The sequence below is a fragment of the Bradyrhizobium sp. CCGE-LA001 genome (genome assembly GCF_000296215.2).
Lineage (GTDB): Bacteria > Pseudomonadota > Alphaproteobacteria > Rhizobiales > Xanthobacteraceae > Bradyrhizobium.
The window spans coordinates 7185904-7199420 of sequence record NZ_CP013949.1; the positions used below are offsets into that span (position 1 = coordinate 7185904).

Annotated in this window: 14 protein-coding genes; 1 reads left to right on the top strand and 13 read right to left on the bottom strand. The window is 64.1% G+C overall.

All coding sequences use genetic code 11. The features are described from left to right. Positions 1-19 precede the first annotated feature (19 nt). From BCCGELA001_RS32780 to urtA, 13 genes are all read right to left on the bottom strand, one after another. Positions 20-748 carry an urease accessory protein UreF gene (locus BCCGELA001_RS32780; RefSeq protein ID WP_008546862.1) on the bottom strand — a complete coding sequence of 243 codons (729 nt, stop codon included), beginning with the start codon at positions 746-748 and terminating at the stop codon, positions 20-22. Beyond that, positions 729-1319 (bottom strand): urease accessory protein UreE, encoded by a 591-nt coding sequence (ureE, locus tag BCCGELA001_RS32785; protein WP_008546864.1) that lies wholly within the window; start codon positions 1317-1319, stop codon positions 729-731. Before ureE ends, BCCGELA001_RS32780 begins: the two co-directional genes overlap by 20 nt. A 12-nt stretch (positions 1320-1331) precedes the next feature. After that, entirely contained in the window at positions 1332-1631 is a 300-nt protein-coding gene (locus tag BCCGELA001_RS32790) for a putative quinol monooxygenase (RefSeq protein ID WP_008546866.1), read from the bottom strand. A 129-nt stretch (positions 1632-1760) separates the two neighbouring features. Continuing rightward, entirely contained in the window at positions 1761-3476 is a 1716-nt protein-coding gene (ureC, locus tag BCCGELA001_RS32795) for an urease subunit alpha (protein ID WP_060737169.1), read from the bottom strand. 34 nt (positions 3477-3510) lie between these two features. After that, positions 3511-4050 (bottom strand): HD domain-containing protein, encoded by a 540-nt coding sequence (locus BCCGELA001_RS32800; RefSeq protein WP_060737982.1) that lies wholly within the window; start codon positions 4048-4050, stop codon positions 3511-3513. A 57-nt stretch (positions 4051-4107) separates the two neighbouring features. Next, complete coding sequence (locus BCCGELA001_RS32805; protein ID WP_060737170.1) at positions 4108-4413, bottom strand: urease subunit beta; 306 nt, start codon at positions 4411-4413, stop codon at positions 4108-4110. A gap of 131 nt (positions 4414-4544) precedes the next feature. Next, positions 4545-4847 (bottom strand): urease subunit gamma, encoded by a 303-nt coding sequence (locus BCCGELA001_RS32810; RefSeq protein WP_007605424.1) that lies wholly within the window; start codon positions 4845-4847, stop codon positions 4545-4547. A 37-nt stretch (positions 4848-4884) separates the two neighbouring features. After that, on the bottom strand, positions 4885-5715 hold the full coding sequence (locus BCCGELA001_RS32815; protein WP_008546880.1) for an urease accessory protein UreD: 831 nt from the start codon (positions 5713-5715) through the stop codon (positions 4885-4887). 30 nt (positions 5716-5745) lie between these two features. Further along, positions 5746-6441: an urea ABC transporter ATP-binding subunit UrtE gene (urtE, locus tag BCCGELA001_RS32820; RefSeq protein WP_060737171.1), complete on the bottom strand. Its 696-nt coding sequence runs from the start codon at positions 6439-6441 to the stop codon at positions 5746-5748. An 88-nt stretch (positions 6442-6529) separates the two neighbouring features. Then, complete coding sequence (gene urtD, locus BCCGELA001_RS32825; protein ID WP_060737172.1) at positions 6530-7291, bottom strand: urea ABC transporter ATP-binding protein UrtD; 762 nt, start codon at positions 7289-7291, stop codon at positions 6530-6532. Between the two features lie 5 nt (positions 7292-7296). Further along, positions 7297-8466, bottom strand: a complete 1170-nt coding sequence (urtC, locus tag BCCGELA001_RS32830) for an urea ABC transporter permease subunit UrtC (RefSeq protein ID WP_008546894.1) — start codon at positions 8464-8466, stop codon at positions 7297-7299. Continuing rightward, a complete protein-coding gene (gene urtB / locus BCCGELA001_RS32835; RefSeq protein WP_060737173.1) occupies positions 8463-10070 on the bottom strand; it encodes an urea ABC transporter permease subunit UrtB in 1608 nt (535 codons plus the stop codon). The genes urtC and urtB overlap by 4 nt, the downstream gene beginning before the upstream one ends. A gap of 84 nt (positions 10071-10154) precedes the next feature. Continuing rightward, entirely contained in the window at positions 10155-11477 is a 1323-nt protein-coding gene (gene urtA, locus BCCGELA001_RS32840) for an urea ABC transporter substrate-binding protein (RefSeq protein WP_060737174.1), read from the bottom strand. A gap of 521 nt (positions 11478-11998) precedes the next feature. Here urtA and BCCGELA001_RS32845 point away from each other — a divergent pair. Next, positions 11999-13495 (top strand): DEAD/DEAH box helicase, encoded by a 1497-nt coding sequence (locus BCCGELA001_RS32845; protein ID WP_060737175.1) that lies wholly within the window; start codon positions 11999-12001, stop codon positions 13493-13495. Positions 13496-13517 lie beyond the last annotated feature (22 nt).

Consider the following 13517-nt stretch of genomic DNA (forward strand, 5'->3'; position numbering starts at 1 on the left):
GACGATCGATAAAATCCGCTCACGACCGGAACAGCCGCGTATACTGCGTCTCGTGGCGCAGGCTGGCGAGATCGGCGCGGAAGGTCGCGCTGCCGAGTTCGTCCAATGTCGCATTCAGCGCACGATTGGCTGTCGCGGCGACGGCGGCTTCCAGCTTCACCAGCACACGCTGACTGTCGGTCTGGCCAAGCGGAATGAGACGGCTGGCCGCGGAAATCCAGTTCGAGACCAGCGCATGCAGGAAGGCGTGCAGTGTCGGCGCCAGCGGCACGCCATGCTGTGCTGCGACCACGCCGACCGCCACCGGATAGACCAATGGCGTGCGGCATGCCGCAACCATGGCATCCAGCCCCTCGGCATCCCACGCGGCGCGCGCGATCTCGATGAAGGCGCGGCCCTGCGAGGTCGTTTCCAGCTGTCGTTCGCGCGACGGCACGAAGGCGGCTGCGAGCTCGGCGATGTCGCTCAAAGCGGCAGTCTCGTCCGCTCCGGCGGCGCGATAGGCATGGACCAGGAAGGTCGCATCGCAAAAGCCTGGACCGTCACCGAGCATCGCGTCGAGCCAGTCGGCCAGCGTCACGGTATCCGCGACGTCGCCGGCCTCGACCGCCCATTCGATGCCGCTGGAGTACGAGAATCCGCCGACAGGGAACGCCGGCGACAACCAGGTCATCAACCGGTACAGCGCCGCCGCCTCGCGCTCGGCGAGGTCACCGGCACTGGCCGGCTCATTTGTGGTCGTGAGCATGCTTGTGGCCGTGGTGATGGTCGGGGTGGTCGCAATGCTCGTCGTGGTGATGGTGGTGATCGTGGCCGTGATGAACACGATCATGATCACGATGATGACCGTGGTCGTGATGCGCATGATCGTGCCCATGCGCATGGCCGGCATCGGCATAGGCGCCGCCCTCGGGATCGAACGGTGCCTCGATCTCGATCACGCGCGCACCAAGCCCCTTCACCATGGCTTCGATGACGTGGTCGCGGCGGATGCGCAAGGCCTTGGCCATGATCTGCGTCGGCAGATGACGGTTGCCGAGATGCCAGCCGACGCGAATGAGGTGGTGCGGATCGCGGCCGCGGATCTCGAGCAGCGGCTCGGGCGCCGCCACCACCTCGACCAGTCGGCCGTCCTCGAGCACCAGCGCGTCGCCGCCGCGCAGCGCGACGGCGTTCTCCAGGTCGAGCAGGAATTCGAGCCCCCGCGTGCCCGTCATCGCCATGCGGCGGCGGTGCCGATCGTCGAAATCGAGCACGACCGTATCCGCCGGCGCTTCCGTGAAGCGGTGCTGCCCCTTGACCTGCGTCGCCCGGATCATGCGTTTACCCCGTTACCGTGTCTCGACCTTCTCGGGTGTGATCACCTCGATCTTCGGCGGCGCCGTGAAGCACTTCACCGCGACACGGCCGAACGTCTTCATGTGCTCCATGGCGCGATGCGGCACCAGTGCCTCGGCACTCTCCCACTGCTCGACGAACACCATCTTGCTGGGGTCGGTGACACTCTCATGCATGTCATAGGCGATATTGCCGGGCTCTTTCCGCGTCTCCTTGATGCAGGCGGTGGCTGCAGCAATGAATTCGGCACGCGTTTCGGGCTTGATGGTCAGGGTGGCAACGACGTAGATCACGAGAAATCCTCCCGGCTTTTCTTCTCAGGTTACGATACCGGGCGAGACATTAGACCAGGCGGGATCGAACGCAAAACCGGAAAAAGCCGCTCCCGGACATGCGCTTGAGACATGCGTTGAGACGCTATTTCAGTACATGAAATATCGCTGCGCCATCGGCAGCACCTCGGCAGGCGCGCAGGTGAGCAGTTCGCCGTCGGCGCGCACCTCATAGGTCTCCGGATCGACCTCGATATCGGGCGTGGCGTCGTTGTGAATCATGCTCTTCTTGGAGATCCTGCCGCGGGTGTTCTGGACCGCATAGAGCTTCTTCTCGATGCCGAGCTTGCGCGCGAGGCCGCCGGTGATCGCGGCTTCCGAGGTGAATACCACGGAAGACGCCGTCCGCGCCCTGCCGAAGGCGCCGAACATCGGTTGGTAGTGCACCGGCTGCGGCGTCGGGATCGAAGCGTTCGGATCGCCCATGGGCGCCGCGACGATGCTGCCGCCCTTGACGATGCAATCAGGCTTGACGCCGAAGAAGGCCGGCGACCACAGCACGAGATCGGCGAGCTTGCCCTTCTCCACCGAACCGATCAGCTTGGACACGCCATGGGCGATCGCGGGATTGATGGTGTATTTGGCGATGTAGCGCTTGACGCGGAAATTGTCGTTGTCCTTGCCCTTGTCCTGCGGCAGAGACCCGCGCTGCTTCTTCATCTTGTCGGCGGTCTGCCAGGTCCGGATGATGACCTCGCCGAGACGGCCCATGGCCTGGGAGTCCGAAGACATCATCGAGAGCGCGCCGAGATCGTGCAGAATGTCCTCCGCGGCAATGGTCTCCTTGCGGATGCGGCTCTCAGCGAACGCGAGGTCCTCCGCGATCGAGGGATCGAGGTGATGGCACACCATCAGCATGTCCAAATGCTCGTCGAGCGTGTTGCGCGTGAAGGGGCGCGTCGGATTGGTCGAGGACGGGAGCACGTTCTTCAGCCCAGCGACCCTGATGATGTCAGGCGCGTGACCGCCGCCGGCGCCCTCGGTGTGGAAGGCGTGGATGGTGCGGCCCTTGAAGGCCTTGATCGTGTCCTCGACGAAGCCGGATTCGTTCAGCGTGTCGGAATGCAGCATGACCTGGATGTCGTAATCGTCGGCGACCGACAGGCAGTTGTCGATCGCGGCCGGCGTCGTGCCCCAGTCCTCGTGCAGCTTCAGCGCACAGGCGCCGCCCTTGATCATCTCGACCAGCGCGGCCGGGCGCGAGGCGTTGCCCTTGCCGGAAATGCCGAGATTGACCGGGAATGCGTCGAACGACTGGATCATCCGTCCCATGTGCCACGGCCCAGGCGTGCAGGTCGTGGCGAAAGTGCCGTGCGACGGGCCGGTGCCGCCACCCAGCATCGAGGTGACGCCTGACATCAGCGCGTGCTCGATCTGCTGCGGGCAGATGAAATGGATGTGACTGTCGAAGCCGCCGGCGGTGAGGATCTTGCCTTCCCCCGCGATCACGTCGGTGCCGGGGCCGATGATGATGGTCACGCCGGGCTGGATGTCGGGATTGCCGGCCTTGCCGATCGCGGAGATCAGGCCGTCCTTGATCGCGACGTCGGCCTTTACGATGCCCCAGTGATCGACGATCAGGGCATTGGTGATGACCGTGTCGGCCGCGCCCTGCTTGTTGGTGACCTGCGACTGCCCCATGCCGTCACGGATCACCTTACCGCCGCCGAACTTCACCTCCTCGCCATAAGTCGTGAAATCCTTCTCGACCTCGATGATGAGGTCGGTGTCGGCCAGCCGCACCCTATCGCCGGTGGTCGGGCCGAACATGTCGGCATAGACGGAACGCTTTATTTTGACGGACATCACAAGCCCCGTTTGCGATTGAATGTTTGATGGCTCACAGGACGGCCCTCGCCGCCTTCACAACATCATCGAATTTCTCGTCGAGCCACGCATTGCCGCCGCGGCAGCCTGCAACGACCTGCGTGGCCCATCCGACGTAATCGGCGAGATCGTCGCGCTCCTCGGCCGTTAGGTCAGTTTGAATGCGTGCGCCTGTATTGCTGATCTTGTCGGCGATCTTGATCAGCTTTGCGCCCGGCGATTTGTGGGGCGCGTCGTCAATCTGTTTCTGGCGCCGCTCTGCCTTCGGCAAGCTCATGTCATCGGTGCATTCGGTGACGAGCGACGCGACCCGCTCGGAAAACCTTTGAGCGAGCTCCTCGCGCGTGGTGTCGGTATCCTCGATGCTGTCATGCAGCCAGCCGGCCGCGACCAGCTCGGCATCAGTGCCGTCGGTCGCGGCCGCCAGCAGATTCGCGACCTCAGCGAGATGATTGATATAGGGCTCCTGACCTCGTCCCTTGCGGGCCATGCCGTTGTGGCGCTGCGCGGCGAGGTCGGCGGCTTCAGAGACCAGGCGGATAGGTGCGAGCATGGCAAGAACCTCCATTTCCGCCTCAACCGTGCCGCACAACGCTCGTTCCTGCTGAGATCACAGCTTCCCCATGACGTCGCCGCGGAAGCCGTAGATCGTCTTCTTTCCTGCCATCGCGACGAGCTGCACGTCGCGGGTCTGGCCGGGCTCGAAGCGGACGGCGGTGCCGGCGGCGATGTCGAGGCGCATGCCACGGGCTTTCTTGCGATCGAACTTCAGCGCCGGGTTGGTCTCGAAGAAATGGTAGTGCGAGCCGACCTGGATCGGACGGTCGCCGGTGTTGGCCACCGTCAACGTCACGGTCTTGCGGCCGGCATTAAGCTCGATCTCGCCGCCCTGGATGAAGCGTTCGCCGGGGATCATGTGCTACCTCGTCTTGCTCCGCTGCGTCATGGCCGGGCTTGTCCCGGCCATCCACGTCGTGCCACTCGGTTCGAAGGTCGTGGATGCCCGGGACAGGCCCGGGCATGACGATGTTGATACAATTTCACGCTTCAACGGATCGGCTCGTGCACGGTGACGAGCTTGGTGCCGTCAGGAAACGTCGCCTCGACCTGGATGTCGTGGATCATCTCGGGGATGCCCGGCATCACCTGATCACGGGTCAGCACCTGCGCGCCGGACTGCATCAGCTCGGCGACGGTGCGGCCGTCACGGGCGCCTTCGAGGATGAAGTCGGAGATGATCGCGATCGCTTCGGGATGGTTGAGCTTGACGCCGCGGTCCAGCCTGCGGCGGGCCACGATGGCCGCCATCGAGATCAGAAGCTTGTCCTTTTCGCGGGGAGACAGATTCATGCAGCATCTCTTCCGTTCAACGCATCAATTCAACCGGTCAATTCAGCCACAGTCGCGGCAGGACCGCGCCGGTGCGCGCCAGCACCGCCATCATGTCGGCGCGCAAACGCGCCGCATCTTGGGCACAGAACCGCGCCATTGCAAAGCCATTCCAGGCCGAGATTCCGACCTCGCCGGAGAATGAATCCGAGGCTTCGCGGATGCGCTCGACCAGGGCCTCATCACCCGGCACGATCAGCGCCGTGCCGATAGCGGCACCGCCTTTGGCGACGGCGGATCGCCCTAGTTTTGCGCCGATATTGCCGTCGAGCCTGACGGTCTCGGCAAACACCAGCCTGCCGCCGCGAGACAGCCGCCAGCGATCGACGAACTCGCCCTGCTGCATCCGCTCGCCCATGGCGGTGCGGCCGAACACGACGGTCTCGCAAAGCAGGAGCGAAGCAGTCTCATCGAGCGCGATATCGAATCGGCGGTGAACCCGCGCGCGATCGAACAGGATCGTCTCCTGAGGCAGCCAGGCGAGATGCGCGTCCGCGTCGACCTTCAAGGCGATGCCGAGCTGCGCCGCGGCCCCGGGCGCACGATAGACCTTTTCGGCCGCCGCAGTGGTCAGCGTCAGCCGCGCGCCCTGGCCGGCCGCGATGCCGATGTCGAAATTGTCCCCGCCGGCGACCCCGCCGGCCGTGTTGACGAACACGCCGGACAGCCCCTCGCCTTCCGGCGAGGGAAAGCGTACGCGCAGCGAGCCGGATTCATGCAAGGCGCCACGACGCGTCACGCCATCGCGCGCATGCACGTCGAAGCGCACCGCGCCGCGGGCGCGGTTGGCCTCGAAAACCCCGGATGTGATCGAAACGTCGCTGCGCATCCGCCTCCCCAGCCGTCGCGGCAGAATGGCCTAGAGCGCCATCTGGCGGCTGATTTCGCTCGCGTCGAGATTGGAGCGGTCGCAGGTGAACTTCACCGCGCCGCGATCCATCACCGCGAAACTGTCGCCGAGTTCGCAGGCAAAGTCGAGATATTGTTCGACCAGCACGATCGCGATGTTGCCGAGGTTGCGCAGATAAGAGATGGCGCGGCCAATGTCCTTGATGATCGAGGGCTGAATGCCTTCGGTCGGCTCGTCCAGCAAAAGCAGCTTCGGCCGCATCACCAGCGCGCGCCCGATCGCGAGTTGCTGCTGCTGACCGCCGGAGAGATCGCCGCCGCGCCGGCCGAGCATGGATTGCAGCACCGGAAACAGCGAGAACACGTCGTCCGGAATGTGCTTGTCCTCGCGCTTGAGCGAGCCGAAGCCGGTCTTGAGGTTTTCTTCGACCGTCAGCAACGGGAAGATCTCGCGGCCCTGCGGCACGAAGCCGATGCCCCTGCGGGCCCTCTCATAGGGCTTCAGCCCGGTGATGTCGCTGCCATCGAGCATGATCGCGCCCGAGGAGATCGGATATTGCCCGACCATGGCACGCAGCAGCGAGGTCTTGCCGACGCCATTGCGTCCGAGCACGCAAGTGACCTTGCCCGGCTCGGCCGAGATCGAGACGCCGCGCAGCGCTTGAGCAGCGCCGTAGAACAGGTTGATGTCTTTAACTTCAAGCATCGGAAACACCTTTGCGGGCGAATAGCGAATGGCGAGTAGCGAATAAGAGAAGCGGCCAATCCATTCGCCATTCCCTATTCGCCATTCACTATCTCCCCAGATACACTTCAATGACCCGCTCGTTGGACGAGACCTGATCGATGGTTCCTTCCGCGAGCACGGTGCCTTCGTGCAGGCAGGTGACCTTGACGCCGAGCTCGCGCACGAAGGTCATATCGTGCTCCACCACCATCACGGTGTGGGTCTTGTTGATCTCTTTCAGCAGCTCGGCGGTCAGATGCGTCTCGACGTCGGTCATCCCTGCGACGGGCTCATCGACGAGGAGCAGCTTCGGATCCTGCGCCAGCAGCATGCCGATCTCCAGCCATTGCTTCTGGCCGTGGCTGAGGCTGCCGGCGAGGCGGTTGCGGGCCTCGGTGAGGCGGATCGTCTCCAGCACCTTGTCGATGCGCTCGGCCTCGGCCTTGCTGCCGCGCCAGAACAAGGTGCCGCGCACCGAGTGATCGACATTGAGCGCGAGCAGGAGATTGTCCTGCACGGTCTGGCTCTCGAACACCGTCGGCTTCTGGAATTTGCGGCCGATGCCTAGCTCGGCGATGCGGGTCTCGTCGAGCCGCGTCAGGTCGGTGACGCCGTCGAACAGCACGGTGCCCTCGTCCGGCTTGGTCTTGCCGGTGATGATGTCCATCATCGTGGTCTTGCCGGCGCCGTTCGGGCCGATGATGGCGCGCATCTCGCCGGGCTCGAGCGTCAGCGACAGATTGTTGATGGCGTGGAAGCCGTCGAAGGAGACGTGCACGCCGTCGAGATAGAGCATTGCGGAGGTCGTGCGGGTGTCCATCACATTCATGACCGCTACTCCGCCATCTTGGGTTCGGCCACGCCGTCTTCGGCCGCGGCGCTCACTGCTGCCGCTGCGGTGCGCTTTTCCTTCGACTGATCCCACCATGTGTAGAAGGTGCCGACGATGCCTTTGGGCAGCAGCAGCGTCACCAGGATGAACAGCGCGCCCAGCATGAAGAGCCAGTACGGCGCGAGCATGCCGGAGGTGAAGAACGTCTTGGCGTAGTTGACGACGACCGCACCGAGCGCGGCGCCGACCAGCGTGCCGCGGCCGCCGACCGCGACCCAGATAACCGCTTCGATCGAATTGCCGGGAGCGAATTCGGATGGATTGATGATGCCGACCTGCGGGACGTAGAGCGCGCCGGCAACGCCGGCCATGCAGGCCGACACCGTGAACACGAACAGCTTGTAGGATTCGACGCGGTAGCCGAGGAAGCGCGTGCGCGATTCCGCGTCACGCACCGCGATCAAGACCTTGCCGAGCTTGGAGGAGACGATGGCGCGGCAGATCAGGAAGCCTAGGATCAGCGCAAGGCAACTCAGCGCGAACAGCGCGGCCCGCGTCCCCTCGGCCTGCACGTTGAAGCCGAGGATGTCCTTGAAGTCGGTCAGGCCGTTGTTGCCGCCGAAGCCGAAATCGTTGCGGAAGAAGGCGAGCAGCAGCGCGTAGGTCATCGCCTGCGTGATGATCGAGAGGTAGACGCCGGTGACGCGCGAGCGGAAGGCGAGCCAGCCGAAGCAGAAGGCGAGCAGGCCCGGCACGACCAGCACCATCAGCGCCGCGAACCAGAACATGTCGAAGCCGTGCCAGTACCAGGGCAGCTTCTCCCAGTTCAGGAACACCATGAAGTCGGGCAGGATCGGATTGCCGTAGACGCCGCGGGTGCCGATCTGCCGCATCAGATACATGCCCATGGCGTAGCCGCCGAGCGCGAAGAAGGCGCCGTGGCCAAGCGAGAGGATGCCGCAATAGCCCCAGATCAGATCGATCGCGAGCGCCAGGATGGCGTAGCAGACATATTTGCCCCAGAGCGCGACGAGATAGGTCGGCACTTGCAGGAACGAGCCCGCGGGCAGCAGCAGGTTGGAGAGGGGGATGAGGATGCCGCAGGCCGCGACGACGGCGAGGAAGATCGTCGCGCTGCGGTCCAGCGATCGCGTCAGCATGTGAGGGGTCATGCTTCCACCGCACGGCCCTTGAGCGCGAACAATCCGCGCGGGCGCTTTTGAATGAAAAGGATGATGAGAACCAGGATGGCGATCTTGCCGAGCACAGCGCCGGCGACCGGCTCCAGGAACTTGTTGGCGATGCCGAGCGTGAAGGCGCCGACCAGGGTGCCCCAGAGATTGCCGACCCCGCCGAACACCACAACCATGAAGCTGTCGATGATGTAGCTCTGGCCAAGATTGGGGCTGACATTGTCGATCTGCGACAGCGCCACGCCGGCAATACCGGCAATGCCCGAGCCGAGACCGAAGGTCAGTGCGTCGACGCGCGAGGTGGCAATGCCCATCGAGGCCGCCATGCGGCGGTTCTGCGTCACCGCGCGCATCTCGAGGCCGAGCGCGGTGTAGCGCAGCATCGCGAGCAGGATCACGAACACCGCGAGCGTGAAGCAGAGGATCCAGAGCCGGTTATAGGTGATGGTGATCTGGCCGAGTTCGAAGGCGCCGCTCATCCAGGAGGGGTTGCCGACCTCGCGGTTGGTCGGGCCGAACATGGTGCGCACCGCCTGTTGCAGCACGAGGGACAAACCCCAGGTTGCCAGCAGCGTCTCCAGCGGGCGGCCGTAGAGGAAGCGGATGATGCTGCGCTCGATCAGGACACCGATGGCGCCGGCGACGAGGAAGGCGAGCGGCACCGCGATCAGCAACGAATAGTCGAACAGGCCCGGATAGCGGGTTCGGATCACCTCCTGCACCACGAAGGTGGTGTAGGCCCCGATCATCACCATCTCGCCATGGGCCATGTTGATGACGCCCATCACGCCGAAGGTGATGGCGAGGCCGATCGCTGCGAGCAACAGCACCGAGCCGAGCGAGAGACCGTACCAGGCGTTCTGCACCATGGACCAGACCGCCAGCGAGCTCTGGATCGAGCCGATCGCGCTCGCCGCAGCCTTGGTCACCGAGGCCGGCTGGTCGCCCATCCCGGTGAGCAGCGCCAGGGCCTCCTGGTCGCCGCGCGCCTTGAGAGTGGCGACTGCTTCGAGCTTCTCGACCTCGGTCGCGTCCGATTTGAACAGCAGAATGGCCGCGCGGGCTTCGCCGAGCGCGGTCTTGACGGACCTGTTGCCTTCCTTGGCGAGCGCGGCATCGACGGCATCGAGCGCGGTCTCCTCATGCGACTTGAACACCGACTGCGCGGCCTGCAGACGCGTCGACAGATCGGGCGATTGAAGCGTCAGGCTGCCGAGCGCAGCGTCCACGCTGCGGCGCAGGCGATTGTTGAGGCGAACCGCGCTCGCGCCGTCGGGCACGCTGGCCACGGGCTGACCGGTCGCGGCGTCGATCGACTTGCCGTCGGCGCCGGTGACGTAAACCTTTTTGCTGTCGGGATCGGCCATGAGGCGGCCGTCCTGCAGCGCGCTGATGATGGGGAAGGCCAGCGCATTGCCGCTGCCCGCGACCGCGCCGATCGCCTCTTCCGTATCGGAAAAATCGTCATTGGCGAACTTGGCGACGGCATCCTCGAACGGGCCGGCGAAGGCCGGCAGCGCGAACGCGATCAGGAACAGCGAGAGGACGAGCGAACATAGGCGAGCGGACAAATGGGCTGGCACTGTGATTGATCCCGGCAGAAATGGGTGGAGAAGGCGGCGGGATCGCCGCCCTCTCCGAGCTTGCAAGGACGCGTCAGATCGGGATCAGGAGCCCGAGCCGAGGCACTTGTTGGTCTTGGTGTTGAAGTTGCCGCACTTCTTGCCGACCCAGTCGCCGACCAGGTCCTTGGAGCCGTCGAGCTCCTTCGACCAGGCATCGCCGGGGACGAGGCTCGGGGTCTTCCAGACCACGTCGAACTGGCCGTTGCCCTTGATCTCGCCGATGAACACCGGCTTGGTGATATGGTGGTTCGGGAGCATCTTGGAGGTACCGCCGGTCAGGTTCTTGGCTTCGATGCCCGGGAGAGCATCGATCACCTTGTCGGGATCGGTCGACTTCGCCTTCTCGACCGCTTTGACCCACATGTCGAAGCCGATCACGTGCGCTTCCATCGGATCGTTGGTCACGCGCTTCGGATTCTTGGTGTAGGCCTGCCACGCCTTGATGAACTTCTCGTTCTCCGGCGACTTGATCGACTGGAAGTAGTTCCAGGCGGCGAGATGGCCGACCAGTGGCTTGGTGTCGATGCCGGCGAGCTCTTCCTCACCCACCGAGAACGCGACGACCGGGATGTCCTTCGCCTTGATGCCCTGGTTGCCGAGCTCCTTGTAGAAGGGAACGTTGGCATCGCCGTTGATGGTGGAGACCACCGCGGTCTTCTTGCCGGCCGAGCCGAACTTCTTGATGTCGGCCACGATCGTCTGCCAGTCGGAATGACCGAATGGCGTGTAGTTGATCATGATGTCTTCCTGGGCGACGCCCTTCGACTTCAGATAGGCTTCCAGGATCTTGTTGGTGGTGCGCGGATAGACGTAGTCAGTGCCCGCGAGCACCCAACGCTTCACCTTCTCTTCCTTCATCAGGTAGTCTACCGCAGGGATCGCCTGCTGGTTCGGCGCAGCACCCGTGTAGAACACGTTGCGCTCACTCTCCTCACCCTCGTACTGCACGGGGTAGAACAGGATGCTGTTCAGCTCCTTGAAGACGGGGAGCACCGATTTGCGCGACACCGAGGTCCAGCAGCCGAACACCACCGACACCTTGTCTTTGGTGATCAGCTCGCGCGCCTTCTCGGCGAACAGCGGCCAGTTCGAAGCGGGGTCGACCACGACGGCTTCGAGCTTCTTGCCGAGAACGCCGCCCTTCTTGTTCTGCTCGTCGATCAGGAAGAGGATGGTGTCCTTCAGCGTGGTTTCGCTGATGGCCATGGTGCCGGACAGGGAGTGGAGCACGCCGACTTTGATGGTATCGTCCGCAGCCTTGGCGCCGGTCAATGACGCCAGACCGACCATCAGCGCGGCGGTCGCGGCGAGCACGCCGCGGCGGCTAAATGACGCCGCTATATCGTGAGTGGATTTGCTAAGCATGAGTGTATCGTCTCCCTGACGCAGCCGTGAAAAACGCTGCGAAACGGCCCCACGGCCGCCTGCGATTAACGGATTCGCAAGAACCGTGCCATGGACTAGACACCCATCAAGTTATTGTTTTTACTTGTATAATTCCTTGGATTCCTAGTTTCGCCGCCATCCCTCTGCCTAAATCATGGGCGGCTGGAATGTATGCGAAAGCGGCAGGCAGGCTATTTTATATGCAAATCCCTTGTTTTGGCTAAATTAACGGCACAACTATTTCTGCACCGCAATCGTCGTTTGCGGCCTGCTTGCCTTGAAAGCGCCCCGGCGATGTTCCATATGAGGGGCGAGACCTCTTGCGAATCAGGGGGTCGTAGCGAGCCGCGTGTTCTTAAGCCCCCTGTGGGCCTCTGGCTTGCCCCATATCTCCCAAGCCATCCGACACCCCAAACACGCAGGTGTCTTCTCGACACCCCTTTGCGCGCGCCGCGCTGAATGCGCCGGGCGCCCGCTTTTGACATGGAAAGAACCCCCTTTTGACTTCGTTTCAGGACTTCGGCCTCGCCGAACCCATCGCGCGCGCTCTTCGTGAAGAGAATTACGTCACTCCCACCCCGATCCAGGCCCAGACCGTGCCGCTGGCGCTGACCGGCCGCGACGTCGTCGGCATCGCCCAGACCGGCACCGGCAAGACCGCATCCTTCGCGCTGCCGATCCTGCATCGCCTGCTCGAGAACCGCATCAAGCCGCAGCCCAAGACCGCCCGCGTCCTGGTGCTGTCGCCGACCCGCGAACTGTCCGGCCAGATCCTGGACAGCTTCAACGCCTATGGCCGCCACATCCGCCTGTCCTCGACGCTTGCCATCGGCGGCGTGCCGATGGGCCGCCAGGTCCGCTCGCTGATGCAAGGCGTCGAGGTTCTGGTCGCCACGCCCGGCCGGCTGCTCGACCTCGTGCAGAGCAACGGCTTGAAGCTTGGAAGCGTCGAGTTCCTCGTGCTGGACGAGGCCGACCGCATGCTCGACATGGGCTTCATCAACGATATCCGCAAAATCGTCGCCAAGCTGCCGATCAAGCGACAGACGCTGTTCTTCTCGGCCACCATGCCGAAGGACATCGCCGAGCTCGCCGATGCCATGCTGCGTGACCCCGCCCGTGTCGCGGTGACCCCGGTCTCCTCGACCGCCGAGCGGATCAACCAGCGTATCATCCAGGTCGACTTCTCCGCCAAGCCGTCCTTCCTCGCCAGGCTGCTGAAGGAAGAACCGGTCAACCGGGCTCTGGTCTTCACCCGTACCAAGCACGGCGCCGACAAGGTCGTGAAGACGCTCGAGAAGGCGGGCATCCCCGCCAGCGCCATCCACGGTAACAAGTCGCAGAACCATCGCGAACGCACGCTGGGCCTGTTCCGGTCGGGCGAGATCCGCACCCTGGTCGCCACCGACATCGCCGCCCGCGGCATCGATGTCGATGGCATCACCCACGTCATCAATTTCGACCTGCCCAACGTGCCCGAGACCTATGTCCACCGCATCGGCCGCACGGCGCGGGCCGGCGCTGACGGCACCGCGATCTCGCTGGTCGCCGGCGGTGAGGAGCTCAGCTATCTCCGTGACATCGAGCGGCTGATCAAGGTGGCGCTGCCACGCGAGGATCTCCGCACCGACGCCGGCCGCCGCGACGCGGGCCCTCCCCCCGCCCAGCAGCGACAGGGGCGCCCGGGCGGCCGCCCCGGCCAGCGTCCGCAAGGTGCACGGCACGGCGACGGACGGCGTGCCGACGAAAGGCATGGCGAAGGACGCCATGCCGAGGGCAGACCTGTTGATGGCAGGCCCAACGAAGGCCACAGGGCCGCGAAGGGGGCTCGCCGTCGTCACGGTTCCGGTGGTAAGGTGAATTCCTCACCAACCGATCGGTCGGAACAGCGTCCCGCGCATAGCGCCGGCAAGCCTGATGGAATACAAGGCGTTGCCTTTTTGCGTCGCGAGAGTCGTCCCAACAGCCGACCGAACCGCAACCCTCATTCGCACTAGCCGTTCACGACCTGGAGACAAC